This window comes from Roseomonas sp. OT10 (assembly GCF_020991085.1).
GTDB classification, from domain to species: domain Bacteria; phylum Pseudomonadota; class Alphaproteobacteria; order Acetobacterales; family Acetobacteraceae; genus Roseomonas; species Roseomonas cutis.
Map to the genome: position 1 here is coordinate 2,800,081 of NZ_CP087719.1, position 16,407 is coordinate 2,816,487.

Here is a 16,407-nt window from a genome sequence, read left to right on the forward strand (position 1 = left end):
CGCAACAGGAGCGATCCCCATGAAGCTGAGCGCCCGCAACCAGATCAAGGGCAAGGTGGTCGCCGTGACCAAGGGCCAGACCACCGGACACGTGCGGATCGAGGCGGCCGGCGGCGTGGTCATCACCGCCTCCATCACCAACGAGGCGATCGACGACCTGGCGCTCAAGGTCGGGGACGAGGCCACGGCGGTGATCAAGGCCTCCGACGTCATGGTCGGGAAGTAGGTCCATGCGCCGCCCCCGCCTGGCGGCGGCCTGGCTCGGCGCGCTGCTCTGCCTCGCGGCGCTTCCCGCCGCGGCGCAGGCCCCCGCACCCGCCGGGCGGACCGAGGCGACGGGCGGCGTGGCGGTCGGCCGCGAGGGTGGGCCGGCGGTGGTGCTGGACCCGGCGACGCTCTCGGCGCTGCCCGCGGCCCAGGCGAGGCTGCCGGCCGGACACGGCGCCGCACCGCGCCACGCCGAGGGCCCGCTGCTCTGGACGGTGCTGGTGGCCGCCGGGGCGGTCGATCCCGCGGCGGTGCACGAGCAGGTGCGTCAGACGGTGACGCTGCTCGGCCGCGACGGCTACACCGCCGTGCTGGCCCTCGGCGAGGTTTCGCCGGAATTCGCGAACCGCCCGGTGCTGCTGGCGCTGCGCCTGGATGGCGAGGCGCTGGCCCCGGGGGCGCTCCGCCTCGTCGTGCCGGACGAGGTGCGCGGCGGCCGCAGCGTGCGCGACCTCGCCCGCATCACCGTCAGCGCGCCGGCGACACGGTAGCGGCGGCCTCGTGCCGCCCGGTCCGCGATGCTTCCGGCGGCGGACCGGGGGGAGGCGCTGCCTCGCCCCCGGGGAACGGGTACACCGCCCGAACGATCAGCCCTTCGCCGCCTGGAGCGCCAGCCACACCTTCTCGGGTGTCGCCGGCATGTTGACCGGCGCGGCCCCGGCGCTGGCCAGGGCGTCGGCCAGGGCGTTCATCACCGCCGGCAGCGATCCGGCGCAGCCCGCCTCGCCGCAGCCCTTGGCGCCGAGCGGGTTGGTGCGCGCCGGGACGGGGCGGCTGGCGAGGGAGATGAACGGCACGTCCTCCGCCCGGGGCAGGGCGTAGTCCATGAAGGAGGCGGAGAGGATCTGCCCGGACTCGTCGTAGGCGATGCGCTCCATCAGCGCCTGGCCGATGCCCTGGGCGATGCCGCCATGCGCCTGTCCCGCGACGAGGAGCGGGTTCACCACCACGCCGAAGTCGTTGACGCCGGCATAGCGCACGACCTGCACGTGGCCGGTCTCGGGATCGACCTCCACCTCGGCGACGTGGCAGCCATTGGGGTAGGCCATCGGCTTGTCGTCGATGACGTGCGTGACGTCGAGCGAGCGCAGCCCCTCCGGCAGCGACGGGTCCTGCCGCATCCGCGCCGCCAGCTCCAGGATGCCGATGCCGCGATCGGTCCCGGCGATGGCGAAGCGGCCCTCGCGGCGGTCGAACTCGATATCGGCGGCGGCGGCCTCCAGCAGGTGCGAGGCGGCCTCCCGCCCCTTCTCGATCGCCTTGTCCGAGGCTTCGACGATGGCTGCGCCGGAGGCCATCAGCGACTTCGACCCGCCCGTGCCGCCGCCGGCGACGAGCAGGTCGGAATCCCCCTGCACCAGCCGCACCGCCTCGAAGGGCACGCCGAGCTTCTCCGTCAGCACCTGGGCGAAGGGCGTCCAGTGGCCCTGGCCGTAGTCGAGCGTGCCGGTGACGATCGTCACCGTGCCGTCCTCGTTGAAGCGCAGCCCGCCCATCTCGCCGGTGGGCGGGGCGGTGCATTCCAGGTAGTTGCCCAGGCCGCGCCCGCGCAGCAGGCCGCGCGCCTCGCTCTCCGCGCGGCGGGCGGCGAAGCCGTCCCAGTCCGACGCCTCCAGCGCCTTCTCCAGCAGGGCGGAGAACTCGCCGCCGTCATAGGTGCTGCCGGAGGCGGCGGCATAGGGCATCTGCTCGGGCCGGATGTGGTTCAGCCGGCGCAGCGCCAGCGGGTCCTTGCCCATCGTCCGCGCGGCCGCCTCGATCAGCCGCTCCATGAAGTAGTTGCCCTCGGGCCGGCCGGCGCCGCGATAGGGGGCGATGGGGGTGGTGTTGGTGAAGACGCACTTCGTCGCCACCTGGATCAGCGGCGTGGCGTAGTTGGACTGCACGTTCCGCACGAAGCCCATGGTGCCCATGTTCGGCCCCATGGTGGAGAGGTAGCCGCCCATGTCCGCCCAGGCGGTCAGCCGCACCGCCAGGAAGCGCCCCTCCGCGTCCAGCGCCAGCTCGCCCGTCACCTCGTGCGCCCGGCCATGCATGTCGGAGACGAAGGCGCCCGTGCGCTCGTCCGTCCACTTCACCGGCCGGCCCAGTTCGCGCGCGGCGTGGAACAGGCAGGCATATTCCGGATAGGCGCTGGCCTTCATGCCGAAGGAGCCGCCGACATTGCCGGTCAGCACGCGCAGCTTCCCGACCGGCACCTTCAGCACGTCGGCGGCGAGCTGGCGGCGCAGGCCGAAGACGCCCTGGCAGCCGACGCGCAGGGTCCAGTGGTCGCGCGAGGCGTCGTACTCCGCGATGGCCGAGCGCGGCTCCATCGGGCAGACGGCGACGCGGTTGTTGGTGAGCTGGAGGCGGACGGTGTGCGCGGCGTCGCGGAAGGCCGCCTCCACCTTCGCCGCGTCGCCGTGGAGGAAGTCCAGCACCACGTTGCCCGGCACGCCGTCGTAGAGGAGCGGGGCGCCGGGCTGCGCCGCGGCCTCCGCATCCGTCACGGCGTCGAGCGGCTCGATGTCCAGCTCGACCATCTCCGCCGCGTCCTTGGCCTGGGCCGGGGTCTCCGCCACCACGAAGGCCACGGGGTCGCCGACATAGCGGACCTTGTCCGTGGCGAGCGACGGCCGCTCCGGCGCGCGCATCGGCGAGCCGTCGCGGTTCTTCAGCGGCAGGGTGCATTTCAGCGGGCCATAGGCGGCGAGGTCCGCCCCGGACCAGGCGCCCAGCACCCCCGGCATGGCGCGGGCGGCCTCCAGGCCGATGCCGCGGATCACTCCGTGGGGATGGGGGCTGCGCACGATGCAGGCATACGCCTGCCCCTCGGCATGCAGGTCGTCCGTGTAGCGGCCTTCGCCGCGCAGCAGGTAGGGGTCCTCGTTGCGCGGGACGGGCTGGCCGATGCCGAACTTCAGGCGCGTGGGATCGGGCAGGTGCGTATCGGGCAAGGCGGGAATCTCCGGCACGGGCGGGCGGTGCGGGGCGGCACCGTCCGGCGGGCAAGATGGGGCCGGGCGCGCGGACCGCGAGGGCCACGGGCTCGACGGGAAGGATGCGGAGGCCGATGCTGCGCCGCCCAAGCCCGAAGGTCCAGAGCAGGCGGATGACCGAGACCCCGATCGCCACCACCAAGCGCCCCGCCACCGGCAGCCGCGGCATGGTCGTCACCAATCACCCGCTGGGCTCCACCGCCGGGGCGGAGATGCTGGCCGCCGGCGGCAACGCGGTGGATGCCGCCGTCGCCTCCCTCTTCGCCCTCACGGTCGTCGAGCCGATGATGGTCGGGCTGCTGGGCGGCGGGATGGCGCATCTGCGCCTGGCCGACGGGCGGCACGTGGTGGTGGACGGCATGGCCGCCGTGCCGCTGGCGGCGACCCCGGACCTGTTCACCCCGGTCGGCGACGAGCCCGCGGTGCGGCTGGAGACGGTGGGGCGGAAGAACCACTTCGGCCCGCTGGCGGTCTGCGCGCCCGGCACGCTGCGGGCCTGGTGCCACATGCTGGACCGCTACGGCACGCTGCCGCTCGCCGATGTGATGGCGCCCGCGATCCGGCACGCGGAGCGGGGCTTCGCCGTCACCCCCTACCTCGCCGACTGCATCGGCGACACGGCGGCCGAGATGGCGCTCGATCCGGAGCTGTCGCGCATCTACCTGCCCGGCGGCACGGCGCTGAAGGCGGGCGACCGGCTGGTGCAGGGCGACACGGCCGAAACGCTGCGCACCGTGGCGAAGGACGGCGCCGAGACGCTGCACGGCGGCGCGCTGGGCCGGCTTGTCGCGGAATGGTTCGCCCGGCAAGAGGGCATCCTCTCGCTCGACGACCTGCGGGCCAACCCGGTGATCGAGCGCAAGCCGGTGCGCGGCACCTATCGCGGGCACGAGGTGCTGGGCCCGCCCCCGCCCTCCTCCGGCGGCGTCCACGTGGTGCAGATGCTGAATATCCTGGAGGGCTTCGACCTGCGCGCCCTGGGCTTCGGCAGCCCGGCGGCGCTGCACCGGATCGCCGAGGCGATGAAGATCGCCTTCGCCGACCGCGCGGTCGCCACCGCCGACCCGGCCTTCGTGCCCGTCCCCGTCGATCGCCTGACCGACAAGGGCTATGCCGCCGAGCGACGGGCGCTGATCGACCCCGACCGGGCCCAGGCCTGGCAGGCGGGGGTGAGCGTCGGGCACGAGGGCGCGAACACCACCCACGTCACCGTGGCCGATGCGGGCGGGATGGTGGTCAGCGCCACCCAGACCATCAACAGCCTGTTCGGCGCCCGGGTGCGGGTGCCCGGCGTCGGGCTGATCGCCAACAACTACATGTGCAACTTCGACCCACACCCGGGCCGGGCACAGTCCCTGGCGCCGGGCAAGCGGGTCAGCACCTCGATGGCGCCGCTGATCCTCCTGCGCGACGGCAAGCCCGCCTTCGCCCTGGGCCTGCCGGGCGGGCTGAAGATCTTCCCCTCCGCCATGCAGGCGGTGGTGGGGCTGCTGGAATACGGCCTGACCCTGCAGGAGGCGGTGGAGGCGCCGCGGATCTTCACCCAGGGCCAGGCGCTGGAGGTGGAGGTCGGCATCCCCGAACCCGTCCGCGCCGCGCTGGCCGCGATGGGCCATGCGGTGCAGCTTGTCCCGCATGTCGGGGGCGGCATGAACGCCATCCGCTTCGCCGCCGACGGGATGCTGGAGGGCGCCTCCTGCTGGCGCGCGGACGGCACGCCGATCGGCGTCGCGGGCGGGCTGGCCCGGCCGGGCGTGCGCTTCTGGATCGAGGGCCGGCCGCCGGCCTGATCCGCGCGGCGCTCCGGCCCGGGGCGCGCCCGTTCCCCGGGGGCAAGGCGCTGCCTCGCCCCCGATACCCCCACTCCGCCAGGACCCTGCGGGCCCTGGACCCGAAGAGTGCTGCCGCGCGGCAGGCTGTGACGGGGTCGAGGCGCCGAGGAGCCACGCTCCTCGGCGGGCACGGGTTCCGCACCCGCTGAAGCCTCTGAATCTTTTTCAGAGTCCCGCTTGTCCGTGCGCTCCCTGGCATCAGCCCGCAGGCTGACGCTCACCACGCGGCGCCAGACTCCCAGCGGGGACCGGGGCCCGCTCGTGGCCCCGGCAGGGGAGGGTCCAGGGAGGGGACGGCGTCCCCTTCCTGGCCGCGCCCACGCGCCGGGTCGCCCGGCCCGTCCGCGAGCGGCGTCAGTCTGGCAGGGCGTAAGCGATCACGTAGTCGCCGCGATCGGGCGACTGCCGGGCCCCGCCGGCGGTGATGACCACGTACTGCTTCCCCGTGCGGGGCGAGCGGTAGGTCATCGGGCCGCCCTGGCTGCCAACGGGCAGGCGGGCCTTCCACACCTCCTCGCCGGTGCCGCTGTCGAAGGCCCGCAGGTAGAAGTCCTGCGTTCCCGCGATGAAGACCAGCCCGCCCTGGGTGGCCAGGGTGCCGCCCAGGGTGGGCATGCCGATCGGGATGGGCAGGCCCATCCGGAAGCCGAGCGGCCCGGTATCCTCCACCGTGCCCACGGGAACCTGCCAGACGAGCTGCCGGGTCCGCATGTCGATCGCCGACAGGGTGCCATAGGGCGGCGCCTGGCAGGGGATGCCCAGCGGGGAGAGGAAGCGGTTCTTGTCCACGGCGTAGGGCGTGCCGGCCATCGGCACGAGGCCCATGCCCGTGTTCACCGCCTCGCCGCCCGTGCTCGCGGCGGGCTGCGGCGGCGTGGCGCGCCCGGTGTCGTTCTGGCCGCCGTTGTTCGCCTCGGCGGCGCGCACGTTTGTGCCGGCGGACGGGCCGGTCGCCACCATGCGGGACCAGAGGCCGAGCCGCATGTCGTTGACGAAGATGTAGTTCATCCGCGGATCGGTGGAGAGGCCGCCCCAGTTCATGCCGCCCAGCGAGCCCGGGAAGCTGAGGGAAAGGGTGGTGTCGGGCACGGTGTACAGCCCGTCGTAGCGCATGCTCTTGAAGGAGATCCGGCACAGCAGCTGGTCGAAGGGCGTGGCGCCCCACATGTCCGCCTCGGTCAGCGTCTGCGTCCCGATCTGGGGCATGCCGACGGAGCGCGGCTGCGTCGGGGAATAGGGCTCGTTGGGGATGTTGCCCGGCCGGACGGGGAACTGCCGCACCTCCGTCAGCGGCTGGCCCGTGGCGCGGTCCAGCACGTAGATCTGGCCCGCCTTGGTGCCGAAGACCAGCGCCGGCACGGTGCTGCCATCCGCCTTGCGGAAGTCGATGAAGCTCGGCTGCATCGGGACGTCGAAGTCCCACAGGTCGTTGTGGACCGTCTGGTAGACCCACTTCTCGCGCCCCGTGGTGGCGTCGAGCGCCAGCATGGAGGCGCCGTACTTGTGGTCCAGCGGCGTGCGCGTCACGCCCCAGATGTCCACCGAGGAGCTGCCCACGGGCATGAACACGACGTTCATCGCGGGGTCGTAGGACATGGCCGCCCAGACGTTGGGCGTGGAGCGGGTGTAGGTCTGGCCCTGGGGCGGCAGGCCCGTGATCGCCGGGTTGCCGGGATCGAAGGCCCAGCGCAGCGCGCCCGTCACCACGTCGAAGCCGCGCATCACGCCGCCCGGCATGTCCACCTGCACGTTGTCGGCCACGCGGCCGCCGACGACGACGGTGGTGCCCGCGACCGTCGGGGCGGAGGTGAGCTGGTACAGCGGGTCCGGCGCGGCGCCCAGCCCGACCTTCAGGTCCACCCGGCCGTTGGTCCCGAAATCCGGGCAGAAGGCGCCCGTGTCGGCGTCCAGGGCGATCAGCTCGGCGGTGATGGTGTTCATCAGGATGCGCCGCTGGCACGCGGCGCCGGGCGCCACGGAGACCGGCGTGACGGGCGTGGCCCCCGGGGCGCTGGGCTGCTGGATCGGCGCGGCGGCGTCGAAATAGGCCAGCCCGCGGCAGCGCATCCAGACGGCGGAGCGGGCGTTGATCTCCGCCTTCCAGATCTCGCGTCCCGTCTCCGCGTCCAGCGCGATGACGTTGTTGTGCGGCGTGCAGAGGTAGACCCGGTCACCCACCTGCAGGGGCGTCGTCTGGTCCTCGGCGCCGTTGCCGTCGGTGCTTTCCGGGACGTCGCCCGTCCGGTAGGTCCAGGCGACCCGCAGGCGGGAGACGTTGCCGCGGTTGATCCCGTCCAGCGCCGCGAAGCGGCTGCCGCCCGACGTGTTGCCATAGGCCTCCCAGTTCCGCTGCTCGGTCCCGGGCGCCACCGGCGTCAGCGCGGGTCCGGGCCCGGCGGCGACGACGGGCGGATGCGGCACGAACATGCCGGCGAGGCCCGCGGCCGAGGCGAGGCCGACCACCGCGGCGGCGAGGAAGGAGGCGGCATAGGCGGGCGGCCGCCCCGCGGCACGGCGCAGCAGCGGGAAGGACAGCGCCACGACCGTCGCGCCGACGCCCAGGGCGAGGAGTCGCGAGATGAGCGGCCAGAACCGCAGCCCGACCTCCCACAGCGCCCAGGCGATGGTGAGCAGGAACACCAGCCCGAACAGCAGGGCGCCGGCGGGCCGGCGCAGCAGGACGAGCGCCCCGGCGGCGACGAGGCCGATTCCCGCGAGGAGGAAGTACCAGCTCCCGCCGAGGAGGAGGAGTTTGCCACCCCCGACCACGAAGGCGATTCCCGCGAGCGCGATGACGGCTCCCAGGAGGAACAGCCATGCCCTGGCGAGGATTCCGGGCGCGGCGACCGGCGTTGTCCGAGGGGGGGAGTGCAATGTCCTGATCTCAACCTTGTGGGGCGACGACTCTCCCGCGACGATCCCGCCTGCCGGGTCTCGGGTCCCGGACGTGCCCCGGGCGCGTCGGCGCGGGGTCCTTATGGGGGGTCCTAGTCGTCGCCAGACAACACCGGATAATGAAGCTTTTGTGAACGGTTACCGGGTACGCCGGCCCCCCTGCCGACGGCGTATCGCCGGCCCGGGCCGAGGCAGGGGCGGCCCGTCGGGGCGTGCGCTTCTGGGCGCGGGCCGCCCGCCGGCCTGGGCAGCCGGCGGGCGGGGCTGGGACCGCGGGGACAGGTCAGGCGTCGCGCTCGGACTGCTCCAGCACCGGGCGGAAGGCCTCGGTCGCCTTCCTCAACTCGGTGGCGACGTCGGCGCCCCCGATGGTGTTAGTCAGGCCCGTCCCGAAGGTGTCGCGGAACTCCGTCACCGGCACGATCTCCGGCAGGCCGGCGCGGCCGATCTGGCCCGAGGCGACGAGGCTCTCGAAGAACTGCTTCGGGAAGCGGCTGTCGCGGATCGCCTCCTCGTTCGCGTAGGTCGAGGCGCGGGCCGGCGACCCCGCGCCGGAGGTGAGGTAGCGGAGCTGATTCGCCCGGCCGCTGGCCCATTGCAGGTAGAGCCAGGCCGGCCCCTTCTTGCGGCTGGTCTCGGCGATGCCGAAGGCGGTCTGGGTCATGACGCAGTGGTGCGCCCCAGGGCCGCGCGGCATGACGCCATAGCCCACCTTGCCGACGACGCGGCTGCGGGTGCGGTCCTCCAGCGGCGCGGCGAAGCCGCAGCCATCGATCCAGAAGGCGGCGCGGCCCTGCATGAAGCTGGTCTGCGCCTCGTTCCAGTTGAAGCCGACGATGCCGGGCGGCGCCGTCTCGCGCATCATCTTCTGGTAGAGCTGCCCCGCCCAGATCGCATCCGGCGTGTCGGTGATCAGCCGGCGCTGGGCATCCAGCGTGTCCTTCTGCGCCGTGCCGAGCAGGAAGCTGGTCCAGATCAGCACGTTGGCGTTGCGCAGGCCGCGGTTGACGGAGCCGTAGATCTGCTTCGAGGGGTCGGTCAGCCGCTTGGCCGCGTCATAGAGCTCGTCGAAGGTGGCGGGCGGCGCCACGCCCTTCGCGTCCAGCAACTCCTTGTTGTAGTAGAGCAGGAAGTAGTCGACGAACTCCGGAAGGGTATCGAGCCGGCCGTCCGCCTGGGTCGAGTAGGCGATGGTCCCGGGCGCGAAGTCCGAGAAGTCGAAGTCCGGCGCGGTCAGGGAGGTATCGGCCAGCATCGGGCGCAGGTCGGCGCACCACTTGGCCCGGCCGACCTGGCGCTTGCTGACATGCAGGCTGATGCCCACCACGTCGAAGGACGGCCGGCCGCTGGCGAATTCGATCGCGAACTTCTGGCGGTGCTGCTGCTCCGGGATCGCCTCGGAATTGACCTTGATGCCGGTCAGCTCCTCGAACTCGCGCTGGTTCTGCATCAGGATCTGGCTGCGCGGATTCGCCGTCAGCGAGACATCGATGCTCTGGCCGCGGAAGCGCTTCCAGTCGAACTGGCTCTGGGCATGGGCCTGCTCGACCAGGGCGGGGGCGGCAAGCAGGGCGGCACCGGCCTGGAGGGCACGGCGGCGGGTCATGGACGTCATAGGCTTCCCTCTTCCGGCCTGGCTCGGTCCGGTTGCCGTTCAGAATAGGGGCGGCTCCGCGCGAGGGAAAGCACCGCCCGCCACGGAGGCTACGGCAGGCTCCCGCCCTGGGGCGCACGGGTCAGCAGATCCGCGAAGCCGAGGGTGAAGAGGAAGCCGATCCACAGCAGCGCGGCCCCGGCGGCGAGGCGCAGCAGCGGGTCCGCCCGGCGCAGTTCCATGAAGCCCAGCGCCACGACGAGGGCCTTGGCCGCGGCGATGCCCAGGCTGACCGGCAGGTTCGCGCGCCCTATCGGCACGTAGGCCAGGGCCAGCGTCAGCAGCAGCAGGGCGACCAGCCCGGCCCAGACCAGCAGGGCGTGGCGCAGGATCGCGCGCGCCGACCGCTCACTCATGTCCGGCCGCCCAGGTAGAGCAACGGGTAGAGGACGATCCAGACCACATCCACCAGATGCCAGTACAGCGCCGCGGCCTGGAAGGCGGGGCTCGACAGCGGGCGGTCGCCGCGCCGGGCCTGCCGGGCGAACCAGCCCACGACCAGCAGCCCGCCGGCGAGGTGCAGCGCGTGCAGGGCGGTCGTCGCCCAGTAAAGCCCGAAGAACAGCCGCGCCCCCGGCTCGGCTAGGCGGAAGCCGTCGCCGGGCCAGAGGTTCCGGCGCAGGTCCTCCGACCACTCGAAGCCCTTGAGCGCGAGGAAGCCCGCGCCCAGCAGCAGCACCGCCGCCATCCCGCGCAGGGCCAGCCGGCGCAGTCCCGCGCGCGCGGCCTCGCTGCCCACGGCCATCGCCGCGCTGCTGGCCAGCAGCAGCAGCGTGTTCGCCGTGCCCAGCACGACATCCGTCTCCCGCCCCGCCGCCGCGAAGCCCGCCGGGTGCAGCCAGCGGTTCACCGCGAAGGCGAGGAGCAGCCCGCCGAACAGCATCGCCTCGCTGCCCAGGAAGACCCAGGTGCCGAACTGCGCCGCCTCCCGCTGGCGGCGCGGGCTGTCCCAGGGTTCGTGCAGCACCTCGCTCATGTCTCGCGCACCCCCATCCCCGTCTCCCGCCCCTGGTCGCGGTGCGGGTCGCGGTGGTCGTGGCCCGGGCCCTCGTTCCCGGGGTGGTAGAGGTAGGGCCCCTCCTCCACCACGGGGGGCGAGCGGAAGTTGCCGCGCGGCGGCGGCGAGGCGGTGCGCCATTCCAGCCCCGTCGCGTCCCAGGGGTCCTCCTCCGCCCGCTCGCCCCAGACCAGCGACCAGGCGAGGTAGCCCATCGGCAGCAGGTAGGCCGCGGCCAGGATCACGGCGCCGCCGGAGGCGAGGACGTGCCAGACCTGGAACTCCTCCGGATAGGCGCCGTAGCGGCGCGGCATGCCGAGGAAGCCCATCAGGAACATCGGGAAGAAGGTGAAGCAGAAGCCGAAGAACATCAGCACCGCGGCGAAGCGCGCCCAGGCGTCGGGCGGCATGCAGCCGGTGATCTTGGGCCACCAGAAGTGCAGCCCGCCGTAGAAGGCCGTCACCGCCCCGCCCACCATGATGAAGTGGAAGTGGGCCACGACGTAGTAGGTGTCCGTGACGTGGCGGTTGACGGGGACCGAGGCCAGCACCAGCCCGGTCAGCCCGCCGATGGTGAACAGGCCGATGAAGCCCAGCGCGTAGAGCATCGGCGCCTGGAAGGTGATCTGGCCGCGGTAGAGGGTGAAGGACCAGTTGAACACCTTGATCGCCGAGGGCACGGCGATGACGAAGGAGAGGAAGGAGAAGACCAGCGAGGCGTAGAGCGACTGGCCGGAGACGAACATGTGGTGCCCCCAGACCAGGAAGCCCAGCAGCGCGATCATCAGGATCGCGTAGACCATGAAGCTGTAGCCGAAGAGGCGACGGCGGGCGAAGCAGGGCACGATCTCGCTGATCACGCCGAAGGCCGGCAGGATCATGATGTAGACCGCCGGGTGCGAGTAGAACCAGAACAGGTGCTGGAACAGCAGCGGATCGCCGCCCCGCGCGGGGTCGAAGACCGGCAGGCCGAAGGCGCGCTCCGCCACCACCAGCAGCAGCGCCGCCGTCAGCACGGGCGTCGCCAGCACCATCACCAGCGCCGTGCCGTAGATCGACCAGACGAAGAGCGGCAGGCGGAACCACCCCATCCCCGGCGCGCGCAGCAGGTGGACGGTGGCGAGCATGTTCACCCCCGTCGCGACGGAGGAGAAGCCGACCAGCACCACGGCCAGCGCCGCCGCCAGCACGTTGGAATGGGCATAGCCGGTGGACAGCGGCGTGTAGAAGGTCCAGCCCGTGTCCACGCCGCCGAACAGCAGCGCGGCCAGCAGCAGCAGGCCCGCCGCCATGAAGAGATACCAGGAGAACAGGTTCAGCCGCGGGAAGGCCAGGTCGCGCGCGCCGATCATCAGCGGCAGCAGGAAGTTGCCCAGCGTGTTGGGAATGGCCGGCACCAGGAAGAACCAGACCATCACCAGCCCGTGCAGGGTGAACAGCCGGTTGTACCCCTCGGCCGAGACGAGGTCCTGCGCCGGGGTGAACAGCTCCAGCCGGATCATCACCGCCGCCGCGCCGCCCAGGAAGAAGAAGCCGGTCAGCGCCGCGGCGTAGAGCAGCGCGACGCGCTTGTGGTCCGTGGTCAGCAGCCAGGAGGCGAGGCCCGTCTCCGCCGTCAGGTAGCTGCCGCCTCCCCGGCGCGGTCCCGCCACCGCCCCGCGCGCCGCGATCCCGCTCATCGTTCCGCCCCCAACCCGCGCAGATAGGCCACCAGGCGCTGCACCTCCCCCTCCCCCAGCAGCCCGGCGAAGGAGGGCATCAGCGGCTCGAACCCCGCCACCACGTCGCGCCCCGGCTGGAGGATGGAATCGCGCAGATACGCCTCGTCCGCCCGCACGACGCGCCCGTCGGCGAGCGGCACGTCGCGGCCGAACACCCCCTCCAGCCGCGGGGCGCGCACCGCCGAGCCGCCGGCATGGCAGCCGGCGCAGCCGAGCGAGACGAACAGCGCCGCTCCCTCCCGCCCGAGGTCGTCGCCCTCCGGCTGCGCGGCACGCCAGCGCGCGTAGTCCTCCGGCTCCAGCACCGTGACGCTGCCGCCCATGCGGGCATGCAGCGTGCCGCAGAACTCGGCGCAGAACAGGTGGAAGGTCCCCGTCCGCGTGGGCGTGAAACGGAGCTGCGTCAGGCGGCCGGGCAGCACGTCCTGCTTGATGCGGAACTCGGGGACGAAGAAGGAATGGATCACATCCTCCGACGTCATCAGCAGCCGCACCGCCTCGCCGCGCGGCAGGTGCAGCGCGTCGATCTCGCGAGCGCCGTTCGGGTGCTGCGCCTTCCACATCCACTGCCGGGCGGTGACGTGGATCTCCAGCGCCTCCGGGGGCGACCGCTCAGCGCCCAGCTCCGCCGAGCCGGCCCAGGCGAAGAGGAACAGCGCCAGCAGCAGCGTCGCGAAGGTCCAGCCGATCTCGACCTCCGACTGCACCAGCTCCGGCATCGCGCCGCGCTTCGCGCGGGAGCCGCGCCGGTAGCGGATGGCGAAGCCCAGCACGAGGGCAAGCACCAGCGCCACCACCGCCGTGGAGAGCCCGACCAGCAGCCAGGCATCCGCGTCCACCATGCGCGCGGTGTCGGACGCCGCCTCCGGCCACAGGCGCAGACCGCCGCTCATGCCCGCCGCGCCCGCCGCCGCGACAGGCTCCACAGCAGCCCGCCCAGCCCCAGCAGCGTGACGCCCATGCCCACCACCAGCACGCGGCGGACCAGCGGCACCGCGAATCCGTCCCCCAGCCCGAAGCCGGCGCAGAGCAGGCGCAGCCGCTCGCCCAGCCGCGCCAGCCCCGTACCTCCGTCCCCGCCTCGCGCGGCCGTCTCCAGCGCTGCGCGCAGCGCCGGCGGCTCCGGCACCAGCCCGTCCAGCACGGCGGTCACGCGCCCCGCCGGGTCCAGCACCAGCGCGCCGAGCGGATGTGCGTACTCCCCCGTCGCCGGGTCGCGCCATGCCCGGTAGCCCAGCGCCGCCTGTGCCGCCGCCAGCTCCCCGGGCGCCGCAGTCAGGAACAGCGCGGCCGGCGCCACGGGCGAATCCCCCAGCCGCGCCTGCTTCGCCGCCGCCGCCTCCCCGGGCCCGTCGCGCGGATCGAGCCCCAGGACGAGCAACGCGTAATCCGTCCCCGGCCGCAGCCCGCTGCGCTCCAGCCCCGCCGCAGCCAGTCCCAGCGCGGTGCCGCACAGCACGGTGCAGCGGTAGTCCGCCAGCACCAGCAGCGCCGGCCGACCGTCCAGCAGCGCCGCCGGTGTGGCCATGCGCCCGGCGTCCGTGGTCAGCGCCAGCCCGGGCGGCAGCTGCGCGCCGGGCGGCGGGTCCAGTGCGATCCCGTCCGGCGGGGCGGCAAAGGCCGGCACGGCAAGGAACAGCCCGAGCAGGGGGAGAGCACGTCTCTTGCGGGGTGCCTGTCCGGCCGCCGGACCAGGGGGAGGCGCCGCCTCCCCCTGGAACCCCCGCCGCCGGGGCCCGAAGCCGGGCCCCGGACCCCGGGCGGGAGTCTGGTGCCGGGTGGCACCGTCAGCCTGCGGGCTGAACCCGGAGCGCGCGCGGACAGGCGGGGCGCCGGAAGACGATTCCAGGCCACGCGCGCGGACGCCAAACCCGCCGGAGGTCATCGACCTCCGGCGCGCCGACGCGTCTGTGAATGAGGGTCCAGGGGCTCTGCTCCTGGCGGATAGGGGGGGCCGGCGGGGAAAGGCAGCGCCTTTCCCCCCGGTCGCGGCCGGCCACCAGCCCGACGCCCCCCTCATCGCGCCCTCCCCGGCCGCGCCGCCTCGGGCCGCACCGGCAGGGGCACGCCCGGTTCCGGCGTCTCCAGCGGCGCCCAGGCGGCATCGCCGCGCGCCGCCAGGATGGCCATGGCGCGGGCGACGGGGATGCGGACCAGGCCACGGGCGCGGTCCTGCCAGGCATAGCCTTCGACCTGCGCCCGCTGTTCCGGGGCCATGGCGTCGCGGGTCTCGGCGGAGCGCGCCTCCAGGCGCGGCGGCGGGACGACGGCGGGCCGCGGGATGGCGGTGTCCGGCCTGGCCCAGTGGAACCAGGCGGCGACCCCGGCCAGGGTGAGGAGGAGGAGCGCCGCCGTCCCCAGCCCCGCGCCCAGGATGGCGCGCAGGTTCAGCCGTTCGGGTTCGCGACGGCGGGCGCTCTCAGCCATCGGGCGCCTCCATCCGGCGCAGGAGCCGCCCGGCCCGGGGACTGTAGGCGAGGCCGAGCCAGATCCCTCCCACCGCCAGCAGGCCGAGCAGGGCCGCCGGCAGCACGGCCGGCCCGAAGGCCGGCGCCACGATCCAGCACAGGTGCAGCCCGAAGCCGGCCAGGGTCGCGGCGCCCAGCCCCGCCAGGGCTGCGGGGCTGCGCCGGGTCCCGGGCCACAGCAGCGCCGCCAGGGGGATCAGGGCCGAGAGCAGGAAGGACGCGCCTTGCAGGGCCAGCCAGCCCGCGCCCCCGCGGTGCAGGAACCAGCGCGCCTTGTCCGGCAGGTCGCCGTACCAGGCGACCAGGTACTGCACGAAGCCGAGATAGAGCGCCCCGAGCACGGCGGCGAAGAGCAGCGCGGCGAGGTCCCGCACCACCCTTCCCCGGGCCGGGCGCAGCAGCGCCGCCCAGGCGAGGGCGGCCATCATCTGCATCACCAGCGCCGCCACCCCGAAGGCGGTCGAGGTGAAGCGCGGGTCGAGCGAGAGCAACCAGTCCAGCGCCACCAGCGTCACCGCGCCCAGGTGGAAGACCAGCCCCAGCGCCCCGGCCAGCACCCGCCCGCCGCCGCGCAGGCGCAGCAGCGCCCAGCCCAGCAGGCACCAGACGCCCCAGGCCCCCAGCGTGCGCAGCCGGAAGCCGGTGGGGTTGAGGTAGAGCCGCGCCACGTCCGGCGCCGCCGCGGCTGCCGGATCGCTTGCCCAGGGGTAGAGCGCGACGAGGCCGAGCAGCAGGGGCAGCAGCAGCGGCAGGAAGGCCGGCAACCCCAGCGCCGCCGGGGCCAGGGCGGGACGCAGCGCCGCGCCCCAGCGCCCGCCGGTCAGCGCGTGCACCGCCAGCAGCGCCACCGCCCCCAGCGCGACGGAGGCCCAGAAGGCGAGCCCGATCAGCCAGCCCGCCGCCGGGGCGGCCGGCGCGAGCAGTGCCCAGAGCCCCAGCACGACGGTGGCCGCGAGACCGAGGAGCAGGGCGCGCCCCGTGCGCTCGCCCAGCCAGGCGATCGGGTCGGCACCGGTCATGGCGCCTCTCCCCGGCCCTCGCCCAGCGCGGCGGCCGCCTCCGGCGCCTCGGCCAGGGTGGCGTGGCGGGAGAGTTGCAGCGCCCGGATATAGGCGGCGATGGCCCAGCGGTCGGCGGGCTCCACCCGGTCGGCGTAGGAATACATCACGCCGTAGCCGCGGGTGATGACCTCCACGAAGTACCCCGCCGGCACCGCCCGCAGCCGGCGGGTGTGGTAGGAGGGCGGGGAAGGGAAGCCGCGCCGCACGATGATCCCGTCGCCCTCCCCCGCCGCGCCGTGGCAAGGCTGGCAGGCGATGGCGAAGCGCTCCTGCCCCCGCGCCAGCAGCGCGGCGGTGACGGGCGGCGGCGCCGGCTCCTCCAGCACGGCATCGCGCGCCACCACCCCGGGCGGCAGCGGCCGGGACACCACGCCGCCGGGCCAGGCATCCGTGGCCCCCTGGGGGTCGAGACGCTTCTGTTGCGCCATCTCCTGCCGGCAGCCGGCCAGGGCAAGCGCCGTCCCGAGCAACAGGAAGGCCAGGCGGGTCGCGCGGTGGCTGGCCCCCGGGGGGGAAGGCTCCGCCTTTCCC

General features: G+C 73.9%; 14 protein-coding genes. 3 read left to right on the plus strand and 11 right to left on the minus strand.

What is annotated here, in order from left to right; all coding sequences use genetic code 11:
- Window positions 1-19 precede the first annotated feature (19 nt).
- Entirely contained in the window at window positions 20-226 is a 207-nt protein-coding gene (locus LPC08_RS12830; protein ID WP_230448634.1) for a TOBE domain-containing protein, read from the plus strand.
- Window positions 227-230: 4 nt separating this feature from the next.
- The gene (locus LPC08_RS12835) at window positions 231-758 is read left to right on the plus strand and encodes a molybdopterin-dependent oxidoreductase (RefSeq protein WP_230448635.1); all 528 of its coding nucleotides are present in this window, start codon (window positions 231-233) and stop codon (window positions 756-758) included.
- A 96-nt stretch (window positions 759-854) separates the two neighbouring features.
- On the opposite strand, the gene LPC08_RS12840 is transcribed toward LPC08_RS12835, so the two are convergent.
- Window positions 855-3,206: a xanthine dehydrogenase family protein molybdopterin-binding subunit gene (locus LPC08_RS12840; RefSeq protein ID WP_230448636.1), complete on the minus strand. Its 2,352-nt coding sequence runs from the start codon at window positions 3,204-3,206 to the stop codon at window positions 855-857.
- Window positions 3,207-3,361: 155 nt separating this feature from the next.
- Between LPC08_RS12840 and ggt the strand changes: the two genes are divergently transcribed.
- Window positions 3,362-5,038, plus strand: coding sequence for a gamma-glutamyltransferase (gene ggt, locus LPC08_RS12845; RefSeq protein WP_230448637.1), 1,677 nt, complete (start codon window positions 3,362-3,364; stop codon window positions 5,036-5,038).
- 396 nt (window positions 5,039-5,434) lie between these two features.
- Here ggt and LPC08_RS12850 read toward each other — a convergent pair whose 3' ends face one another.
- The 10 genes from LPC08_RS12850 to LPC08_RS12895 form a co-directional block, all read right to left on the minus strand.
- Window positions 5,435-7,954 carry a membrane-bound PQQ-dependent dehydrogenase, glucose/quinate/shikimate family gene (locus tag LPC08_RS12850; protein ID WP_230448638.1) on the minus strand — a complete coding sequence of 840 codons (2,520 nt, stop codon included), beginning with the start codon at window positions 7,952-7,954 and terminating at the stop codon, window positions 5,435-5,437.
- A 304-nt stretch (window positions 7,955-8,258) separates the two neighbouring features.
- Window positions 8,259-9,581, minus strand: a complete 1,323-nt coding sequence (locus LPC08_RS12855) for an ABC transporter substrate-binding protein (RefSeq protein ID WP_230448639.1) — start codon at window positions 9,579-9,581, stop codon at window positions 8,259-8,261.
- Window positions 9,582-9,679: 98 nt separating this feature from the next.
- Window positions 9,680-9,985 carry a cytochrome C oxidase subunit IV family protein gene (locus LPC08_RS12860; protein WP_230448640.1) on the minus strand — a complete coding sequence of 102 codons (306 nt, stop codon included), beginning with the start codon at window positions 9,983-9,985 and terminating at the stop codon, window positions 9,680-9,682.
- Window positions 9,982-10,605, minus strand: coding sequence for a cytochrome c oxidase subunit 3 (locus tag LPC08_RS12865; protein ID WP_230448641.1), 624 nt, complete (start codon window positions 10,603-10,605; stop codon window positions 9,982-9,984). Before LPC08_RS12865 ends, LPC08_RS12860 begins: the two co-directional genes overlap by 4 nt.
- Window positions 10,602-12,305: a cytochrome c oxidase subunit I gene (locus tag LPC08_RS12870; protein ID WP_230448642.1), complete on the minus strand. Its 1,704-nt coding sequence runs from the start codon at window positions 12,303-12,305 to the stop codon at window positions 10,602-10,604. The genes LPC08_RS12865 and LPC08_RS12870 overlap by 4 nt, the downstream gene beginning before the upstream one ends.
- On the minus strand, window positions 12,302-13,240 hold the full coding sequence (gene coxB, locus LPC08_RS12875) for a cytochrome c oxidase subunit II (RefSeq protein WP_230448643.1): 939 nt from the start codon (window positions 13,238-13,240) through the stop codon (window positions 12,302-12,304). The genes LPC08_RS12870 and coxB overlap by 4 nt, the downstream gene beginning before the upstream one ends.
- Window positions 13,237-13,974, minus strand: a complete 738-nt coding sequence (locus LPC08_RS12880) for a thioredoxin domain-containing protein (RefSeq protein ID WP_230448644.1) — start codon at window positions 13,972-13,974, stop codon at window positions 13,237-13,239. The genes coxB and LPC08_RS12880 overlap by 4 nt, the downstream gene beginning before the upstream one ends.
- A 389-nt stretch (window positions 13,975-14,363) precedes the next feature.
- A complete protein-coding gene (locus LPC08_RS12885; protein WP_230448645.1) occupies window positions 14,364-14,774 on the minus strand; it encodes a hypothetical protein in 411 nt (136 codons plus the stop codon).
- Entirely contained in the window at window positions 14,767-15,834 is a 1,068-nt protein-coding gene (locus tag LPC08_RS12890) for a hypothetical protein (protein ID WP_230448646.1), read from the minus strand. Before LPC08_RS12890 ends, LPC08_RS12885 begins: the two co-directional genes overlap by 8 nt.
- A complete protein-coding gene (locus LPC08_RS12895) occupies window positions 15,831-16,304 on the minus strand; it encodes a c-type cytochrome (RefSeq protein WP_230448647.1) in 474 nt (157 codons plus the stop codon). The genes LPC08_RS12890 and LPC08_RS12895 overlap by 4 nt, the downstream gene beginning before the upstream one ends.
- Between the last annotated feature and the right edge of the window lie 103 nt (window positions 16,305-16,407).

Bases quoted from the DNA above. Each gene is read 5' to 3' on its own strand.
- LPC08_RS12865 (WP_230448641.1), bottom strand. From the start codon at position 10,605: ATGAGCGAGGTGCTGCACGAACCCTGGGACAGCCCGCGCCGCCAGCGG.
- LPC08_RS12895 (WP_230448647.1), bottom strand. From the start codon at position 16,304: ATGGCGCAACAGAAGCGTCTCGACCCCCAGGGGGCCACGGATGCCTGG.
- LPC08_RS12890 (WP_230448646.1), bottom strand. From the start codon at position 15,834: ATGACCGGTGCCGACCCGATCGCCTGGCTGGGCGAGCGCACGGGGCGC.
- LPC08_RS12855 (WP_230448639.1), bottom strand. From the start codon at position 9,581: ATGACCCGCCGCCGTGCCCTCCAGGCCGGTGCCGCCCTGCTTGCCGCC.
- ggt (WP_230448637.1), top strand. From the start codon at position 3,362: ATGACCGAGACCCCGATCGCCACCACCAAGCGCCCCGCCACCGGCAGC.
- LPC08_RS12860 (WP_230448640.1), bottom strand. From the start codon at position 9,985: ATGAGTGAGCGGTCGGCGCGCGCGATCCTGCGCCACGCCCTGCTGGTC.
- LPC08_RS12835 (WP_230448635.1), top strand. From the start codon at position 231: ATGCGCCGCCCCCGCCTGGCGGCGGCCTGGCTCGGCGCGCTGCTCTGC.
- LPC08_RS12830 (WP_230448634.1), top strand. From the start codon at position 20: ATGAAGCTGAGCGCCCGCAACCAGATCAAGGGCAAGGTGGTCGCCGTG.
- LPC08_RS12870 (WP_230448642.1), bottom strand. From the start codon at position 12,305: ATGAGCGGGATCGCGGCGCGCGGGGCGGTGGCGGGACCGCGCCGGGGA.
- LPC08_RS12885 (WP_230448645.1), bottom strand. From the start codon at position 14,774: ATGGCTGAGAGCGCCCGCCGTCGCGAACCCGAACGGCTGAACCTGCGC.
- coxB (WP_230448643.1), bottom strand. From the start codon at position 13,240: ATGAGCGGCGGTCTGCGCCTGTGGCCGGAGGCGGCGTCCGACACCGCG.